At 38.1% G+C, this 18,434-nt stretch carries 17 protein-coding genes; 8 read left to right on the top strand and 9 right to left on the bottom strand.

Annotation, left to right across the window (positions count from 1 at the left end):
- Nucleotides 1-123: 123 nt before the first annotated feature.
- Complete coding sequence (locus PARC_RS20755; RefSeq protein WP_010552940.1) at nucleotides 124-669, top strand: GbsR/MarR family transcriptional regulator; 546 nt, start codon at nucleotides 124-126, stop codon at nucleotides 667-669.
- 39 nt (nucleotides 670-708) lie between these two features.
- On the opposite strand, the gene PARC_RS20750 is transcribed toward PARC_RS20755, so the two are convergent.
- Nucleotides 709-1,725: a lytic murein transglycosylase gene (locus PARC_RS20750; protein WP_007583269.1), complete on the bottom strand. Its 1,017-nt coding sequence runs from the start codon at nucleotides 1,723-1,725 to the stop codon at nucleotides 709-711.
- Nucleotides 1,718-1,999, bottom strand: coding sequence for a YcgL domain-containing protein (locus PARC_RS20745; protein ID WP_007583270.1), 282 nt, complete (start codon nucleotides 1,997-1,999; stop codon nucleotides 1,718-1,720). The genes PARC_RS20750 and PARC_RS20745 overlap by 8 nt, the downstream gene beginning before the upstream one ends.
- Nucleotides 2,000-2,154: 155 nt before the next feature.
- On the opposite strand from PARC_RS20745, the gene minC reads away from it, so the two are divergent.
- The 3 genes from minC to minE are packed head-to-tail and all read left to right on the top strand — an operon-like array spanning nucleotide 2,155 to nucleotide 3,939.
- Nucleotides 2,155-2,859 carry a septum site-determining protein MinC gene (gene minC, locus PARC_RS20740; protein ID WP_007583271.1) on the top strand — a complete coding sequence of 235 codons (705 nt, stop codon included), beginning with the start codon at nucleotides 2,155-2,157 and terminating at the stop codon, nucleotides 2,857-2,859.
- A gap of 5 nt (nucleotides 2,860-2,864) precedes the next feature.
- The gene (gene minD, locus PARC_RS20735) at nucleotides 2,865-3,674 is read left to right on the top strand and encodes a septum site-determining protein MinD (RefSeq protein ID WP_007583272.1); all 810 of its coding nucleotides are present in this window, start codon (nucleotides 2,865-2,867) and stop codon (nucleotides 3,672-3,674) included.
- A 1-nt stretch (nucleotide 3,675) separates the two neighbouring features.
- Nucleotides 3,676-3,939 carry a cell division topological specificity factor MinE gene (gene minE / locus PARC_RS20730; protein ID WP_004334706.1) on the top strand — a complete coding sequence of 88 codons (264 nt, stop codon included), beginning with the start codon at nucleotides 3,676-3,678 and terminating at the stop codon, nucleotides 3,937-3,939.
- A gap of 314 nt (nucleotides 3,940-4,253) precedes the next feature.
- On the opposite strand, the gene rnd is transcribed toward minE, so the two are convergent.
- The 3 genes from rnd to PARC_RS20715 form a co-directional block, all read right to left on the bottom strand.
- Nucleotides 4,254-5,384 carry a ribonuclease D gene (rnd, locus tag PARC_RS20725; RefSeq protein ID WP_010552941.1) on the bottom strand — a complete coding sequence of 377 codons (1,131 nt, stop codon included), beginning with the start codon at nucleotides 5,382-5,384 and terminating at the stop codon, nucleotides 4,254-4,256.
- Between the two features lie 51 nt (nucleotides 5,385-5,435).
- Nucleotides 5,436-7,088 (bottom strand): long-chain-fatty-acid--CoA ligase FadD, encoded by a 1,653-nt coding sequence (fadD, locus tag PARC_RS20720; RefSeq protein WP_007580629.1) that lies wholly within the window; start codon nucleotides 7,086-7,088, stop codon nucleotides 5,436-5,438.
- Nucleotides 7,089-7,203: 115 nt separating this feature from the next.
- Nucleotides 7,204-8,055 carry an alpha/beta hydrolase gene (locus PARC_RS20715; RefSeq protein WP_010552942.1) on the bottom strand — a complete coding sequence of 284 codons (852 nt, stop codon included), beginning with the start codon at nucleotides 8,053-8,055 and terminating at the stop codon, nucleotides 7,204-7,206.
- 415 nt (nucleotides 8,056-8,470) lie between these two features.
- Here PARC_RS20715 and PARC_RS20710 point away from each other — a divergent pair, with 415 nt between their 5' ends.
- Nucleotides 8,471-9,760 carry an alkaline phosphatase gene (locus tag PARC_RS20710; protein ID WP_010552943.1) on the top strand — a complete coding sequence of 430 codons (1,290 nt, stop codon included), beginning with the start codon at nucleotides 8,471-8,473 and terminating at the stop codon, nucleotides 9,758-9,760.
- A gap of 257 nt (nucleotides 9,761-10,017) precedes the next feature.
- Here the strand turns inward: PARC_RS20710 and PARC_RS20705 are convergent, their stop codons facing one another.
- From PARC_RS20705 to yoaA, 3 genes are all read right to left on the bottom strand, one after another.
- On the bottom strand, nucleotides 10,018-10,347 hold the full coding sequence (locus PARC_RS20705; protein ID WP_007580633.1) for a hypothetical protein: 330 nt from the start codon (nucleotides 10,345-10,347) through the stop codon (nucleotides 10,018-10,020).
- Nucleotides 10,348-10,415: 68 nt separating this feature from the next.
- A complete protein-coding gene (tsaB, locus tag PARC_RS20700; RefSeq protein ID WP_010552944.1) occupies nucleotides 10,416-11,117 on the bottom strand; it encodes a tRNA (adenosine(37)-N6)-threonylcarbamoyltransferase complex dimerization subunit type 1 TsaB in 702 nt (233 codons plus the stop codon).
- A gap of 9 nt (nucleotides 11,118-11,126) precedes the next feature.
- Entirely contained in the window at nucleotides 11,127-13,043 is a 1,917-nt protein-coding gene (yoaA, locus tag PARC_RS20695) for a DNA repair helicase YoaA (RefSeq protein WP_010552945.1), read from the bottom strand.
- Between the two features lie 332 nt (nucleotides 13,044-13,375).
- Here yoaA and PARC_RS20690 point away from each other — a divergent pair, with 332 nt between their 5' ends.
- Both PARC_RS20690 and PARC_RS20685 read left to right on the top strand, forming a co-directional pair.
- A complete protein-coding gene (locus PARC_RS20690; protein WP_010552946.1) occupies nucleotides 13,376-14,659 on the top strand; it encodes a cation:proton antiporter in 1,284 nt (427 codons plus the stop codon).
- 283 nt (nucleotides 14,660-14,942) lie between these two features.
- The gene (locus tag PARC_RS20685) at nucleotides 14,943-16,799 is read left to right on the top strand and encodes a cytochrome c/FTR1 family iron permease (protein ID WP_021032002.1); all 1,857 of its coding nucleotides are present in this window, start codon (nucleotides 14,943-14,945) and stop codon (nucleotides 16,797-16,799) included.
- A gap of 75 nt (nucleotides 16,800-16,874) precedes the next feature.
- Here PARC_RS20685 and PARC_RS20680 read toward each other — a convergent pair whose 3' ends face one another.
- The gene (locus tag PARC_RS20680) at nucleotides 16,875-17,111 is read right to left on the bottom strand and encodes a hypothetical protein (protein ID WP_002960256.1); all 237 of its coding nucleotides are present in this window, start codon (nucleotides 17,109-17,111) and stop codon (nucleotides 16,875-16,877) included.
- 419 nt (nucleotides 17,112-17,530) lie between these two features.
- On the opposite strand from PARC_RS20680, the gene hisG reads away from it, so the two are divergent.
- Nucleotides 17,531-18,430, top strand: a complete 900-nt coding sequence (gene hisG / locus PARC_RS20675; RefSeq protein ID WP_007580644.1) for an ATP phosphoribosyltransferase — start codon at nucleotides 17,531-17,533, stop codon at nucleotides 18,428-18,430.
- Nucleotides 18,431-18,434 lie beyond the last annotated feature (4 nt).

Here is an 18,434-nt window from a genome sequence, read left to right as displayed (position 1 = left end):
TATAAATATTAATCTAAATCATACTTTAGTCGTTAAAATCAATTTATAAAATGGCTAAGAACTTGCTATCCAAAATGAGCGTGCTAGCATTTACTTTCTGAAATTACTGAAAGTTACTAAGCTATGAGTTTATCCGAAAAGAATTTTGCCTTTGTAATGCATTGTGGTGAGATGGGCAGCCGCTGGGGATTCAATCGTACGATTGGGCAAATGTGTGGTTTGCTGATTATTACTAAAAATCCAATGACAGCCAATGAGATTGCAGATGCGCTTAGTATTTCTCGCGGTAATGTAAGCATGGGTATTAAAGAGTTGCAATCGTGGCAATTAATTAAAGTGCAGCATATTCCTGGCGATCGAAAAGAGTACTACGCCCCTGCTGGCGATATTTGGGATATGGCAAATCGCGTATTTGAAGAACGTAAAAAGCGCGAAATTGAGCCCACCTTAACATTACTACGCGATAACTTATTAGATGAAGCCAGTAACGACGATGAGCTTTATGCACAAAAACAAATGGGGGAAATTCACAACCTACTTGAAACCGTCACTAAATGGTCATCAGAGCTGCAACGTTTAACGCCAGAGCAACTTAATAAGCTGATGAAGCTAGGTTCTGGAATTGGTAAAGTTATTGACTTAAAAGATAAAATATTCAAAAAAGAATAAAGCCGCAATTGCGGCTTTATTTATAGGTATATTTTAAAATTAGATTTTTGGATAACCAATTCTATCCGACAAGTAACCTACGCTAGTAGCAAAGTAATACGAGCGATTCCAATGCATAAATACTTTGTAGTTGTCGTACGCTAAGTACATACGGCCATTTATATCATCCGGCATCACCAGCGCAGCACGCACGTCCACATTAGGTAAATCAGAGCCATCAGCTTTGCGAACACCCAGTGCTTGCCAATCAGCTAATGAGCGCTCAGAATCATTCCAATATTCTAGCCACTGCTTGCGCGTTTTTGTACCACGCACTAAAACGTATTTACTATCAAAGTTTTCAGGTAACTGTACTTGGCGACCCCACGTAAGAGAGTCGTTCCAGCCTTCTTGCTTTAAATAGTTAGCAATTGAAGCAAAAGCATCTTCCTTTGTGGTCCAAATATCTTTACGGCCATCATTATTGTAATCAACCGCGTAAGCATTAAATGAAGTTGGCATAAATTGCGTTTGCCCCATTGCGCCTGCCCATGAGCCTTTAAATTTATCAAGCGTAATATGGCCCGATTTTAAAATGTCGAGTGCAGCCCAAAGTTGGCGTTTATAAAGCGCTTCTCGGCGTCCATCAAAAGCAAGTGTAACAAGTGACGAAATAACATTATGGCCACCTTGAATGGCGCCAAAGTTACTTTCAAGTCCCCACAATGCCACTATAAAGCGTGCTTGTACTCCAAACTCTTTCGCTACTTTTTCAAGTACATCTTTGTTTTCTGCATAAAGCTTGCGTGCACGGTCTATTTTCCACTGTGGTACGCGTTTTGGTAAATACGTTTCAAGGGTTTCTTTTACTTCTGGCTGGTTTTTATCAGCCGAAACCACTTTTTCTTTATATGTTGCTGTTGCAAAAGCGTCATCAATAAGTTTTGCTTCATAGCCTTTTGAGATGGCTTCTTGCTTTAAATTTGCTAAATAATCTTGAAATTCGGCCTGTGTTTTTGCCATCACAGATGAGCTTAAACATACACCACATAATATAACGATAAGTTTTTTAATCACTATCAACTCCATTTTCTTTTCGTAACTGACTTAGCAAATTTTGTTCCGGTGGAGGAAGTTGTAAATAATACCCCTGATCACTTAGTGCACCTTTTACTGCTTCTAAATCAGACCCACCTAAATGCTCACGTTTTGCTAAGTTGATGATCATCACATAAAGAGGTTGACCAAACATAGCCATTAAAGGTTCCGGAACTTTGTCAAAATCATCTCTTTTTTCAACAAATAAGAACGTATCCGCTTTTTTCTTACTTTTATATACTGCAGTGAGCATTATGACCCTATAAATTCTTGCTTAACAATGCCGCACACTATAACATGAGAGTAATAATAAGTTAGAAAAATTAGATTAGAAATTTCAATAAAGGCCCTATTCAGCCTACGTTTATCTAAAATTAATTTCTAATCAGACAATTCAATTGAGCGTGTATGTCGGACCAAATTTTTGAGTTAAAAGGGAATCTTTTTACGTTATCAGTTTTGCATCTTTATAGTACTGATATAAACCTTTTAGCAGAACAACTATATATAAAAATAGCCCAGGCCCCTAAGTTTTTTGAGGGTGCTCCTATTGTTGTTAATTTAATTGAAATTAAAAACAGTTCACTTGATTTTGTACACTTAAAGTCATTAATCGAGCGTATGAGCTTTAACGCTGTTGGTGTATGTAATGGCTCAGATGAGCAACATACACAAGCTAAAGCTGCTGGCTTATCTGTTTTGAATTATTCACAAGACGTTAAGAGCGAACCTGTTAAACAAGAGGCTAATACGTCGATTGTAGAAAAAACAGTGCATTTACCAGCGCAAATTATTAGCGGTACAGTTCGTTCTGGACAACAAGTGTATGCAAAAGATAGAGATTTGATAGTACTTGGCGCGGTTAGTCATGGTGCTGAAGTTATTGCCGATGGAAATGTGCATATTTATGGCACGCTACGCGGTCGCGCTATTGCAGGCGCAAAAGGTTTTAAAGAAGCACACATTTTTTGCCAAAAACTTGAGGCCGAGCTGGTTTCAATAGATGGTAACTACTGGATCAGTGATTCACTACAAGGTGAACATTGGGGAAATGCAGTGCAAATACAACAAAAAGACGAATCATTAGAAATTTCAGCTTTGGTTAAAGGATAAATCTCATGGCAAAAGTAATTGTCGTTACCTCAGGTAAAGGCGGTGTTGGTAAAACAACATCAAGTGCTGCAATTGGCACAGGCTTAGCGTTAAAAGGCTATAAAACAGTTATTATCGACTTTGATATTGGTTTACGTAACTTAGATTTGATTATGGGTTGTGAACGCCGTGTTGTTTATGACTTTGTAAACGTAATTAATGGTGAGGCAAACCTTAACCAGGCGCTTATTAAAGATAAACGTGTAGATAAATTATTTTTACTACCCGCTTCACAAACTCGTGATAAAGACGCATTAACTCGTGAAGGTGTTGAACGCGTATTAAACGAATTAAAAGAAGACTTTGATTACATTGTGTGTGATTCACCAGCAGGTATCGAAGCTGGCGCTATGATGGCAATGTACTTTGCTGACGAAGCAATCGTGACAACAAATCCAGAAGTGTCGTCAGTTCGAGATTCGGATCGTATTTTAGGTATCTTACACAGCAAATCAAAACGTGCTGAAGAAGGCCTAGAAAACATTAAAGAACACTTACTATTAACACGCTATAATCCTAGTCGTGTTGAAAAAGGTGAAATGCTATCGGTAGAAGATGTGCAAGATATTCTGTCAATCCCACTATTAGGTGTTATTCCTGAATCGCAAGCGGTATTAAGTGCTTCAAACTCAGGCCAACCTGTTATATTGGATACAGAATCTGATGCAGGCCAAGCTTATTCTGATGCAATTAACCGCTTACTAGGTGAAACCGTCGATTTTCGCTTCTTAGACGTTGAGAAAAAAGGCTTATTTAAACGGATTTTTGGAGGTTAACGTGTCTTTACTTGACTACTTCCGCTCAGAAAAGAAAAACAGTGCGTCACTAGCAAAAGAGCGATTGCAGATCATTGTCGCGCACGAGCGTTCTCAACGAGGAACGCCGGATTACTTACCACAATTAAAACAAGACATTTTAGATGTGATCCGTAAATACGTGAACGTAAGTACCGATGCAGTTCAGGTTCAGTTTGATCAGAACGAAGACGATTTAGCCGTACTTGAGCTAAACGTTACACTACCTGATGAAGAAAAGAAGTAATTGAAGAAAGGGCGCTTTATAAGCGCCCTCTTTATTTTCGCAATAACTTTCTAAATATCTACGTTTTAATCCCCTTCGTTCAACTAAAACTTTTTCACTATGTAACGCAAAAATTATAGATAATACCAATTCGCTTAATTAAGTGATCAATTTTGAGGATGGAAAAACGTGTTGATAGCTAGGCAAAAAAATCGCTATTTAGTTGTTCTAAATGAGATTTTTTTAACACAGGTAACGACACGTTTAGCGCCGCAAAATGATTAAGTATTATTGCGGATTGGTATAAGTATTACACAGTAAAAAAATATCTAGTCTTAAGTATCCCATTCTTTTAAAGCGTCTTTAACGTAGGTGTATCGCCAAGAGCTCAATAAATCAGGCTTTATATGACTCTGTTTTTGCTCATTAGTTAACTTCCAATTCCAACTAATCAGTTGATTGACTTGCTTTTTAGAGGCCATAACATCTTCTGGTATATTGTGCTCTTTAGCTACTTTAGTGATTTTTTGTTTTATATCTTTTGCTACTTTTTTATAAGTAGGAAAATCAATTAAGCGCTTAAGTACATCAGGGTGCTGAGCATCTGGAACTTCTTTGGCAACTTCAATACACTTTATTATATCGACACCAGAGCGATTAACTTCAATAGCTTCAACACCTGGAATTTGACGTAGAGCATTTAAACTTGAAGGACCACGTTTGGCAATTTCAGTCATGTTATGTTCTTTTAACACAAAATTAAGCGCCAAATTTTTCTTGATAGCTTTATTTCTTCGCCATACAGCAAGCTCTTTTAACACCGCCAGTTCGTGCGGTTTAAGTTGCCATGCATTTTTAATATCTTTATATAAAAGTTCGTCAGGTGTTTGAAATGCACGTTTTTTGGCAATCAATTCACTTTCGTTTATTACAATGTCAAAGAAGCCAGCGGCATTAATACGATCGATAATCAGCTCAAAACACGGTAATAAGTAAAAAGTATCAGCAGCCGCGTAGTCTAATTGTTTTTTAGTTAACGGGCGTTGCAGCCAGTTAGTGCGTGACTCGCTTTTATCTATTTCAATACCTTGCAGCTCTTTTACCATAAGAGCAAAACCCATACAGTTACCTTCACCGAGTAGCTGCAACGCAAATTGTGTATCAAATAATGGGGCTGGGACAAAGCCTGCGTACTTTTGAAAAACTTCAATATCTTCTGAAGGAGAATGCAGTACTTTTAAAACTGCAGGATCTTTAAGTATTTCCCAAAAATCAAATAGTGAAAGTTCCGCTAATGGGTCAATAAGCGCTAAATGCTCACCATCAAAAACTTGGATAAGTGCAACTTCTGGATACAAAGTACGACGACGCATAAACTCAGTATCAATAGCTAAAATAGGTTTATTTTTTATTTGTTCAACAAAAGTGTTCAGTTGATTTTGGGTTTCGATCAATTGGTATTGCACTTAATCTCCTACAATAAAAAAGCCGACATATGTCGGCTTTTTTATAGGTTGCTAATCTTTCAAGGCTCTTCGGAGTATCTTACCTACGTTAGTTTTAGGTAACTCATCCCTAAACTCTACCAGCTTGGGGACCTTGTAATTAGTTAAATTATCACGACAGTGACTTATTATATCTTTTTCAGTTAAAGAAGGGTCTTTTTTCACAACAAAAACTTTAACTTGTTCACCACTTACATCGTGAGGAATACCGATAGCAGCTACTTCAAGCACACCTTCGTGCATAGCCACTACTTCTTCAATCTCATTAGGGAAAACATTAAAGCCAGATACGATGATCATGTCTTTTTTACGATCTACAATAAAGAAGAAACCTTCGTCATCATAAGTCGCAATATCACCTGTAGCAAACCAGCCATCTTTTAAACATTCAGCGGTTGCATCTGGTCGTTTGTAATAGCCAACCATTACTTGCGGGCCTTTAACACAAAGCTCGCCAGGTTCACCTTTAGCAGCTTCTTCGCCGTTATCTAAAACCAATTTAATATCAGTGTTAGGCGCAGGTAAACCAATAGAGCCATTATATGCTTTCAAATCAAAAGGACTAATAGTAACTAAAGGAGAACATTCTGTAAGGCCATAACCTTCCATTAATTTTGAGCCAGTCACTTTTTGCCATTTTTCAGCAACAGGACGTTGAACGGCCATACCGCCGCCTAATGACATTTTTAAATGACTAAAATCAAGTTCAGCAAAACCTGGTGTGTTTAATAAACCATTAAATAATGTATTAACACCGGTAATAGCTGTGAAATTGTGTTGACCCAGCTCTTTAACAAACCCAGGCATATCTCGTGGGTTTGTAATTAATATATTTAAACCACCGTACTTCATAAATGTTAGGCAGTTAGCTGTTAAGGCAAATATATGATAAAGCGGTAAAGCAGTCACAACCACTTCTTCACCACGGTTTAACACTTTGTCTAAACAACCTGAAACTTGTTCAAGGTTACCAACCATGTTGCCATGGCTCAGCATTGCCCCTTTAGATACACCTGTTGTGCCGCCGGTGTACTGTAAAAATGCAAGATCAGACAAGCTCATTTCAGGGCGCGTATATTTAGCTTCATCTGCAGCTAAAACGTCTGAAAATTTAATTGTGTTAGGCAAGTTGAACTTTGGCACCATTTTTTTAATGTGCTTCACAACAAAGTTAACTACATGCTTTTTAAGCCCGCCAACCATATCGCCTACTTGCGTAACCACAATATGCTTAACATCAGTATGAGCAAGTGACTTTTCAAGTGTGTCAGCAAAGTTTGCTAGGATGAAAATAGCCGTAGTGTCAGAGTCTTTTAGCTGATGCTCTAATTCACGTACTGTGTAAAGTGGGTTAACATTTACAACCACACAACCTGCACGCAAAACACCTAAAATTGTGACTGGTGTTTGTAGTAAATTAGGCATCATTACGGCAACTTTGTCGCCTTTTTTAAGACCCAAATCATTTTGAATATAGGAAGCAACTTTTTTTGTTGCTGTGTCTATTTCATCGTAAGACATCGTTTTACCCATATTCGTAAATGCAGGTAAATCGGTGTAGTCACTAAAACTTTTTTCGAACACTTCGAGTAACGAGTTGTAATGCTCAGGATCGATTGTTTCAGGCATACCCTCTGGGTAGCGCTTAAGCCAGATTTTTTCCACTCTTAGCCCCTGTTTATAATTATATTTTTATTAACCTTAATCTAAGTAAGGCGCTTTAACAATTGAGCAAATACTCTAATGCAGGAATAATCCCACATTTAACACAAACTTACAATTAACATGCACCATTTTGCAGCATAAAGTCTTGAATATGCTCAAAACAGTGTTCACTGCTTTGCATGTGGCAATGATGCCCACCATCTACATTAATGACCTTCAAGCTATTGTAATAACTAATATACTTTGCCAAATTTTGTTTTACAAACGAATAACCTTCGTTACCTAAAATTAATTGACATGGTGCAATTAAATCTTTTATTGCACCAATACATTGCGCCTCATCAAACCTAAAACCTGAGTGATTTTTGAGCTTTGGATCTGTTGTTAGCGCAAAACCATCTAGAACCTGTTTTATATTTCGCTGCATTAATAGCGTAATAAGCTCGCTATTTAAATCGGTTGTTTGAGCGCGTGCTTCATAAATAAGTTCTTTCGATTTATAAATTCTCGACTTTTTATTTTTTAAACGCGCTCTATTTAGTACTGCACTTTTTAACTGTTCACACACACCTTCACTCGGGGTTGTAACACAACCAATTCCCTCAATAAAGGTAACAGACTTTACATAATCGCTAAAGCAGCTAGCAAAAAGACCTGCAACCATAGCCCCCATTGAATGACCTACTAAATGTATTTTTTTAACACCAAGCGCATTTATAAGTTGGTACACATCATCAATATAATCAATAAAATAATAGTGTGCGTCATCACTTCGCCAAGACGATAAACCGTGCCCAACAAAGTCAATGCAGTACCAAGTGTGCTCTGGGTTAACGTTGTTTAACATTGGCATAAAGCTATGGCAGTTGTCTAACCACCCATGCAACGCTATTACTATTTCGTTCCCTAAACCTACTTTTAAGCCATGAATATTTAAATTATTGGTTTCAATATTAAATGGCTGCACGGTAAGTCCTTTATTAATTTAGAGCATCATTATTTATAGCATACAAGTTGTCAGACCACTAACTTAGAAAATGGTGCCAAATTCACGATTTAATTATCTTCCTGGTATCAAATATAGCACTGAGTAGAAAACCAAACTCAATATTTTCAATAACTTAAAAATGGAGTAATAAGCAAAGTTTTTTTAACATATTAATTTTGAGTACCTTTTAAACAAATAAAAGGTGAGAGCACCATATATAGATAGCTTATAACTAGTATAATTTAAATAAATAGAACTAACAGCGTTAACTACAATTCTATGTATATAAAATCAAAGTATAAATTATAAATATCTCAGATATTCATTTATTTATCATCCTATCTGTATACAATATCAGCGGCTATTAAATAAGGTACACTCATAAGGTACAACCATGAAAAAACAGATCAGCTTATTGGCACTTTTATGCACCGCTTCTGGTGCTTACGCAGAATCAGCACCTAAAAATGTAATTTATATGATTGGTGACGGCATGGGTCCGGCTTACACCACGGCTTATCGCTATTTTAAAGATGACCCTGCAACAAAAGAAGTAGAAGGCACGGTTTTTGACACTATTTTAAAAGGCATGGCTCATACCTACCCTGACGACCATACTTATGTAACAGACAGTGCTGCGGGTGCTACAGCGCTTAGTAGCGGTCATAAAAGTTATAATGGCGCAGTTGCTGTAGATACAGACAAGAAACCAGTTAAAACTATGCTTGAAATAGCAAAAGAGCGTGGTATGACAACAGCGCTTGTTGTAACGTCACAAATAAACCATGCAACACCTGCTAGCTTTACAGCTCACAATGAATCTCGTTACAACTACGATGATATTGCTAACGATTATATTGATAATAAGATTGCTGGTAAATTACCCGTTGATTTAATGCTAGGTGGCGGTACTAAATATTTTATTCGAGATGACCGTAATTTAGTTGAAGAATTTAAAGCGGCAGGTTATCAATACGGTGACGATATTAATAATCTGGGCCAAATCACACAAATACCTGCCATTGGTTTGTATGCAAGCAAAGGCCTGCCATTTGCACTTGATATGAACCCAACTCGCCTTACTCAGTTAACATCTAAAGCGCTTGGTTTACTAGATAACCAGAACGAAGAAGGCTTTTTTGTGATGATTGAGGGAAGCCAAATTGATTGGTGTGGTCACTCTAACGATATAGCCTGTGCGATGGCTGAAATGGACGACTTTGCTAAATCAATCGAAAAAGCAAAAGCGTACGTTGATAAAAATAAAGACACGATACTTGTAGTTACAGCCGATCACTCAACGGGCGGTTTAACTATTGGTTCGCACGGCCAATTTAAATGGGAAACAGACGTAATTAAGGGTGTTAAGGCAACTGCTAGTAAGTTAACAGACAAACTTATGGAGTCTAAAGACTTAAAACCAGTATGGACTGCTAACACCAATATTGAATTTACAACTGAAAACCAAATCAAACTTGAGCAAGCTAAAAAAATGGGCGAAAAAGCGCTTAATTTAGCTGTTAAAAGTATTATTAGTGATGCGAGCTTTACTGGCTGGACAACCGGCGGACACACCGCTGTAGACGTTCAAGTATTTGCCTATGGCAAAGGCAGTGAGCAATTTATTGGCTCACAAAATAATACTGATATTGCCGATAAGCTAATTGGCTTTATTGAACAGTAATACCAATCCGCAATAATACTTAATCAATTTGAGGGGTTAAATCTGACGTTAACTACGTTAAAATTTTCTGATATAGAACAACTAAATAACGAAATTTTTGCCTTGTTATCGACACGATTTTCTTCCCTCAAAATAGATCACTTAATTAAGCGAATTGGTATAATTTCACCTCGTTTTTAACACAAAAAGCCCGAACACATGTTCGGGCTTTTTATTGAATTTTATCGCTGTATTTATCTAAAACGTTTGAATGAGCTTTAAGCGTATATATCAACGCCTATTAAATTTTGTACTTCGGCTCTGCGTTCTAAATTGGCAAATTCAGTATAAGTAGAAATCGCTTTACTTACTTGAGCTGTCGGTTGGTCGTAAATTGTTTGGCTGTATTCATTGCTTTTAGCACTGCTTTTAAACAGTTGATTAGCCAGTTCGACGCCCTCGACACTGCTTTTTACATAATCGGTATTCGTTTTTTGAGCAGCCGGCTGGTCTAATAAACTCTGTGGTTTATTAGTAACAACTTTAGTAGGGCTAACCCTACCCGGAATATCTCCGGTAAAAAAACCTGAACCAATAGGCAGCGTCATTACGCGTCTCCAACCTTAATATTGCATAAAATTATGATTTAAAAACAACCAATTTGCAAATAATATGATTACTCACGTCCTGGTAGCTTTTTCCACGTTACCGTATCGCGCACATATTTAGGTTGAGCGTCACTCGCTTTTACAACGTCACCCGCTAAAAACGCGGCTTCAACATGCGCTAACATATAACGCGCATCAGGCAATGTAATATCAGTATTAATTGTCACGTTTTCAAAGTCATTAAGCGCATCAGGATAGGTTTTAAAGCCCGTGCCTACCGCTACAGATGGCTCACTGGTCGCTATATAGTCATTGTTTAGTAAACCAGGTTTTATAACGCACTCTTGGTTAACTAAAAGCATTAGATTATTTTGCGCTTGGTAATGTGCAAAGTATATCTCACCCATGCGTGCATCTATGCTTGGATAAACACTAAGACTACCGTTTTGTTCAAACGCTTGTTGCGCCATAATAGCCAAAGTAGACACACCTACAAGCGGCAAATTAGTTGAATACGCTAAACCTTGTGCTATTGCTACACTAATACGCACACCAGTAAAACTACCCGGGCCTTGCCCAAAACCAATGACATCTAAGTCTTTTAATTTACAGTTTGCTTTAGTTAACAGTTCATCCACAAGTGGAAGTATTTTTTGGCTGTGCTGCTGCGGACACTCTTCAAAATGATGAAACGTTTGGCCCTGAAAATGTAAAACAATTGAAAGTGCTTCAGTTGAAGCATCAAGGGCAAGAATATTACTTTTGATCATTTTATTACTCTAATTAATTTGTTTTAAAAATGTATTGGCATCTTCTAAGCTTCGCGTGCGGCGCATCGGCGGTAAGCTTTTTAAAAATACTTGGCCATATTGGCGTGTAACTAAGCGATTATCGCATATTACAAGTACGCCTTTGTCTTTACTATCTCGAATTAAACGCCCTACACCTTGTTTTAGCGCAATAACAGCCTGCGGTAATTGTATGTGTGAAAAAGGGTCTTTTCCCTGCATTTGGCAATCTTGCATTTTAGCTTGAAGCAATGGATCGTCAGGGGCTGCAAATGGCAATTTGTCTATAATAACACAGCTTAACGTGCTGCCGCGTACATCAACGCCTTCCCAAAAAGAAGCCGTGCCGAGTAATACCGCATTACCATGGCGGGTAAATTTCTCTAAAATAATACGCTTAGACATTTGCCCCTGCATATAAACTGGGTAGTCTATTTGTGTAGTGAGCCCTTCGGCAACTAAGTGCATCATTCGATAGCTCGTAAATAACACAAAACAACGCCCTTGCGCTGACTTTATAAGCTCAAGTGTTAATTTTACAATCGCATGCGGCATATTATCAGCGTGTGATTCGGGTAAGTAACGCGGTAAACACAGCAACGCCTGATTAGGGTAATCAAATGGGCTATCTACCATCATGCTTTGTTTTGGTTTTAAACCAAGGCTTGCATTAAAATGCTCTAGTTTGTTGTCGACCGAAAGTGTTGCTGAAGTAAATACAAAGCCTGCGCCCGTGTCTTGCATCATTTGAGCAAATTTAGCTGATACATTTAATGGCGTTATATTAATAGTTAAATAACGGCGCGTTGTTTCATACCAGTAACTAAAACCGGTTTGGGCTGTATCAAAAACCCGCTCTAACTGCCCTTTAAACGCAAGTGCACGTTCAAATGGGTGCTCAATTTTGTCGCTTCTATCTAGGCAAAGTTTAAGTACTTGATAAACAAAATCTAAATCACTAATGACGCGGTGAAGCGCCGCGCATATTTGTTTATCACTTAGCTTTTCTCGCCAATCGCCTCGACTGCCATCAACACCAAACTGTAATCGTAAATCAGCAACGCTTGTTTCAAGCTTATTTAAGCTTTTACCTAGCTGCAGCATATCGGGAATTTCGGCTCTATAAATAGCACGTAAATCATTAATTAAATCCACCAGCTTTTTAGTACTAATACTCTCACCAAAATAATCACTGGCAATTTCGCTTAACTGGTGGGCTTCATCAAATATATACGCGTCAGCTTTTGGCATAAGCTCAGCAAAGCCACTTTCTTTTACAGCCATGTCGGCAAAAAATAAATGGTGATTAATCACAACTACATCGGCATCGGCCGCAGTTAAACGTGCTTTGCGTATATAACAGCTTTGAAAATCTGGACACTCTTTACCTAAGCAATTATCGGCTGTTGAATTTACATAAGGCAGTACTTTCGCGTCATCTTCTATACCAATACAATCGGCTAAATCGCCTGACTGCGTTTCACTGGCAAACTTAGCCACCATCGCTAGTTGGTGCATTACGTCGGAGTCATCAGTAGGTACATGCGCAACATGCTGATTAAGTCGGTAGGTACATAAGTAATTGGCACGCCCTTTTAATAAGGCGGTTTTTTTAGAAGCACCAAGCGCTTTCACTAATTGAGGTAAATCGCGGTGGTATAACTGTTCTTGTAAGGCTTTAGAACCAGTCGATATTATCGTTCGGCCTTTTGATTTAAGTGCAGGGGCTAAATATGCAAATGTTTTACCAGTGCCCGTGCCTGCTTCAACAACTAATTGCGAACTGTTTTTTAATGCATCTGCAACAGCTACTGCCATATCAATTTGTGGTTGGCGAGGCGTATATCCATCTAACGATGACGCCAAAGGCCCGGTTGCACTAAACAGCTGTTTGATAATAGCAATCACTTTAAAATAAATAATAGCGGGATTTTACGTAAGCAAAGCATTTAGGGCAAGTAATTACAAAATCGACTTTTATTTTATGATGCAACACACGTTTCAATAATGTGATTAACCACTAAAGTTTACAACAAACACTGTATTTATAACGTACATTTAATTTAATAATGACAATATTTACAAAGCCTAATTTCCTATTAACTCTTACTAAAAACAATCCTCATTAAAAGCTATATTTAGGCATAAATACTGTGACTCTCAAATATTACAGGAGTAACATACGCGGGTTTATAATCCTCCTTTTTGTGTGTCGTTTAAAAAATAGTTAAGGTTAATCAATGAATGCTTGGTACCTCATTTGTTTTCTCTCTGCAATTGCAATTTTTATAGCCTTTGCAAACCAGTACATCCTCAAAATGCAAACTACTATTGCCATTACTACCGGCTCTGTGGTTATTTCTTTATTACTGATTATTGCAGTAAAATTATTAGGCGATCAGAACGCATTAGCAATGACCCAAATTGTTTCCAGTATTGACTTTAACGAGTTACTACTTAAAGGCATGTTGGGGTTTTTACTTTATGCGGGTGCGCTCGAAATAAACCTACTTGCCCTGCGTAAGCAGCGGTGGGAAATTACTGCTCTAGTATTGTTTTCAACTATTGCTTCCACATTTATTGTGGGTTATTTAAGCTTTTATTTATTTTCAGTTTTTGGTTTTGATGTCCCTTTTATTTATTGTTTACTGTTTGGCGCGCTTATTAGCCCAACCGACCCTATCGCTGTACTTGCTATTATTAAACAAATGCGAGCGCCAGAAGGCATCTCAGTTCAAGTAGAAGGTGAGTCGCTATTTAACGATGGTATTGGTTTAGTTATATTTACCACTATATTTTCTGTTGCTTTTTATGGCACAGATGCACAATTTGGTGACATAGCAGAGCTATTCTTTGTTGATGCAATAGGAGGCATTGCGTTTGGTTTAGTCATTGCATTAGTTGGCCACTTTTTAATTATTAATAGCCGCGATGTAAATATTCGCTTATTAATTACCTTAACTATCCCAACAGCAGGTTTTGCAGCAGCAAATATTTGGGAAATATCTGGCGCACTTGCCATGGTAACCAGTGGCATATTAATGGGTAATATTACCCGCACTAAAGCAACCGAGCGTACGGGTCCCGAAGACACGCGCTACGTAAAAGATTTTTGGCATGCAACCGACAGTTTTCTAAATGCTCTACTGTTTTTAATAATAGGTATGCTAATAGTCACTATGCCAATCACGCTTGGAGAAATTGGTTTAGGCTTATTAATGGTACCTATTGTACTGCTAGCACGCTTTATAAGTGTAGGTGCACCATTTGTAATTTTTAAACGCTTTAGAACTTACGATAAACACAGTGTTAAAATTTTGACCTGGGGTGGACTACGTGGTGGCCTTGCTCTGGCAATGGCGGCAGCAATCCCACGCGAGCAAGTTTTTGTAGGCGGTTCAGACCTACATAACCTAATCGTTATTGTTACTTACGTAGTGGTTATATTTTCTATTATTGTACAAGGCTTAACTATTTCGCCGCTTATTCAAAGCAGCATTAAGTCAGCTGAGCAAGCCAAGTAATAAATGCTTTGTCTGCAACACATTCAGTAACCAAGTTATTATAAAAACCACTTGGTTACTGTTACTCATGTGTTACAAAAACACTTTAAAGTTCTATAAATTGTTATCCTTTTTATTTATCTGCTTTGTTTAAATTAATCCGCTTGAAATGCAAATGAAAACAATTATAATTTTGACTTTTCCTCTACAGGGCTTTTCGATGTCCATAAATAATTCTCACGTGTTTTTAAATTTGGTGTCTCTGAGCAAACGACAATTTCAATGTTTTTTTATGCTTTTTATAATGGTCATGGCAAGCTTTAGTGTTTCAGCCTCGCCTAATGAGCAAACAAAAATAAAACAAATTGCACAGCTTGCAGAGTATGTAGGTGTTGATTACGTGGCAGCTGTTGGGAATGGTGAAATACTTGATCCTGACGAATATAAAGAAATGACTGAATTTTCGCACGTTATTATTGAGCAAGCTGGACAGCTATCAAGCCAAACAAATGAGTTTGATACAGTAAAGGCACAAGCTAAAGCCCTGCATTCAGCGATTGCCAATAAAGCGAGTGTTGCCGATGTACGTGCAGCAAGCTCAGCGCTTCGCGAGTCGCTACTTACCTTTATGCCGCAACTATCGTTACCTGCATCACTACTTCCTGTTGAGCAAACCAAAGCGCTTTTTGCTGCTAACTGTTCAATGTGTCACGGCCCTAGTGGTCAAGGCGACGGCCCGCTTGCAAAAAACTTATCACCAGAGCCTACCAATTTTACCGATGAAGAACGCGCAACTAACCGCTCATTAATGGGGTTATTTGACGCTGTAAGTAACGGTATTAACGACACGCCAATGGTTGCTTTTACTCAATTTAATGAACAACAACGTTGGTCTTTAGCTTTTTATGTAGGTAGCTTGGCATTTAAAGATGTTCAAAAACCACAAAATCTAGAGCAAAACATTACCGCTTCGCAGATTGTAAACTTAAACCCTGCACAATTATCGGCAGGTCAAAGTGAAACACAAGCACATTACGTTAAATGGCTTCGTGGTAATCCAGAGCAACTATTTACCGGTAAAAAGAATCCGATAACGGTTACTCGCACGCAGTTACTTGCAGCGCAAGCCGCGCATGCTAAAGGCAATTACTCACAAGCAAGTGATTTAGCAATTAGCGCTTACCTAGATGGCTTTGAGCTTGTTGAAAACAACTTAAATGCCTACGACGAAACACTGCGTAAAAACATCGAAGTACAACTGATGAACCTGCGCCAAACATTTAAAAACGAGAAAGATACAGCCATCGTTGGCGAAAAAGTAAGTGCAGCGCTAGCTCAACTCGCTAAAGCAGATAGCATGCTAAACGAAACCAAACTAACTGATGGTGCACTCCTCTCAGCGAGTTTAGTTATATTACTACGCGAAGGCCTAGAAGCACTCCTCGTTATTATTGCCCTTATGACCGTACTTATTAAAACTAAACGCCAAGACGCACTTAAATATGTACATATTGGTTGGGTAAGCGCACTTCTTGCAGGTGGTTTAACGTGGGCTGCGGCGCAAACATTAATAGAAATAAGTGGTGCAAGTCGCGAAGTTATGGAAGGTGCTGGTGCATTGTTTGCCGCTGTAATTTTACTTTATGTTGGCGTATGGATGCACAGTAAAACCAGTGCGCAGCAATGGCAAAAATACATCAAAGACAATATAGATAAGCGTCTTGAGTCGGGTACATTATGGGGTTTAGCAGGGCTTTCGTTTATAGCCGTATACCGAGAAGTATTCGAAACTGTATTGTTCTATCAGTCTTTATTAACGCAAAGCTCGCCTGCCCAATATTCATCTATTGCTTCGGGTTTTGCGATAGCTATTGCAATACTGGCTATTATCACGTGGGTATTAATTAAGTACTCAATTAAATTACCGGTTGCTAAGTTTTTTGCAATTACCACTTACCTATTATTTGCACTCTCGTTTGTGCTTATGGGCAAAGCCGTTATTGCATTACAAGAGGCCGACATAATAGGTATTGCGCCGCTACCAATGAGCTTTGATATAGCATGGCTTGGTATTAAGTCGACATGGCAAGGTATTGTGGCTCAGGTATGTGTGTTCGCTATATTTAGCTTTTATATATTAAAAAGTAAAAGTCAGAACTAATTAGTTCAACAGAAAAAGGGAAGTCTATTTATAGGCTTCCCTTTTATAATTCTAGCAATATACAGTAACTGTAACCTATGCCCATGTATCTAAATGGGGGTTTTCGTCATCGTCTACGTTAGACTTTTTTTTACTATTTTGGTCGTCAAGCATATTGAGCTTTTTCTTTTTTTGTAACTCACGCCTTTTTTTATTCTCTAGCTCAACTTTTTCAGCGGCCGATCCACTTTGCACACCCGCAATATGAAAAGCACTTTTTGACTCCACTTCTAGTCTAGTTATTCTTCCTAAATAAGGGATCATAATATCCATAAGTACTTCCTTATTTTTTCATTTTATTCGTTAACCATTTGGTTTGAGTGATAAACAACCAATTGTTGGCGAAAATTGCGCTTATTATCTTAATATTATCGACAGTTATAACATATGCTTTAATTAAGCTAAAAAAAACTTGCCATAATATAGCTGTTTATGTTTTTATGAATGCGAAATTTATTTAAACAGATAACAACTGCACGTTAACAAAACAACGGGCAGTTACATAGGATAAAAAATGCGCTTAAACCTGACAACAGTACATCATCACCACCATTCACCGGAATAACCTGTCAGGTCTTTCGCTGAGAGGTTATTCCTAAAAGGAACCTCTGGCGATTCAAATAACATTGATTCATTTTCGCCCTGAGGTTCCCCTCGGGGTTTTTAGTTTTTAAATTAAAGGAAAATGAATAATGAACAACAGTAATCGTCTACGTATCGCCATCCAAAAAGGCGGCCGCCTATCTAAAGATTGTCAAGATCTGCTTAAACAGTTAGGTGTTAAACTTAACCTTCGTGAACAACGCTTAATTGCACACTCAACTAATATGCCAATTGACGTACTACGTGTGCGCGATGACGATATTCCGGGTTTAGTAATGGACGGTGTATGTGACTTAGGCATAGTTGGCGAAAACGTACTTGTAGAAGTTCAAGCAGAACGTGAACGACAAGGTGTTCCAAGTGAAGTAACCAAACTTTCAAAACTAGACTTTGGTTACTGTCGTCTTGCACTTGCATGGCCACAAGAGCTTGGCGCTCGTGATAAGAGCTGGTTTGAAGGCAAACGTATTGCTACTACCTACCCAGAAATTTTAACTCAGTGGTTAAAGCGCGAAGGCATTAACGCAAGTACAGTAATGCTTACGGGCTCTGTTGAAGTAGCACCGCGTGCGGGTTTATCTGATGCAATTTGTGATTTAGTATCGACTGGCGCAACACTTGAAGCTAACGGCTTGATTCAAGGCGAAACAATTTTAGAATCAAACGCTTGTTTAATTCAAAATAAAGATCTTCAAGATGCTGACAAACTAGCACTAATCAATAAGCTTATGCCACGCCTACGTGGTGTTAGACAAGCTAAAGAAAGCAAATACATCATGCTACACGCACCAAAAAATAAACTTGATGAAATTTGTGAAATTTTACCTGGTTCTGGTCAACCTACTCTACTTGCCCTTGCTGGTAACGATGAATACGTAGCACTGCACATGGTAAGCAGCGAAACATTATTTTGGGAAACAATGGAGCAGTTAAAAGCCTTAGGCGCTAACTCTATTTTAGTTATGCCAATTGAAAAAATGATGGAGTAAGTGC

This window comes from Pseudoalteromonas arctica A 37-1-2, from assembly GCF_000238395.3.
GTDB classification, from domain to species: domain Bacteria; phylum Pseudomonadota; class Gammaproteobacteria; order Enterobacterales; family Alteromonadaceae; genus Pseudoalteromonas; species Pseudoalteromonas arctica.
Note: the sequence above shows the minus strand (reverse complement) of the source record. Positions and strands in the feature narration are given on the sequence as shown.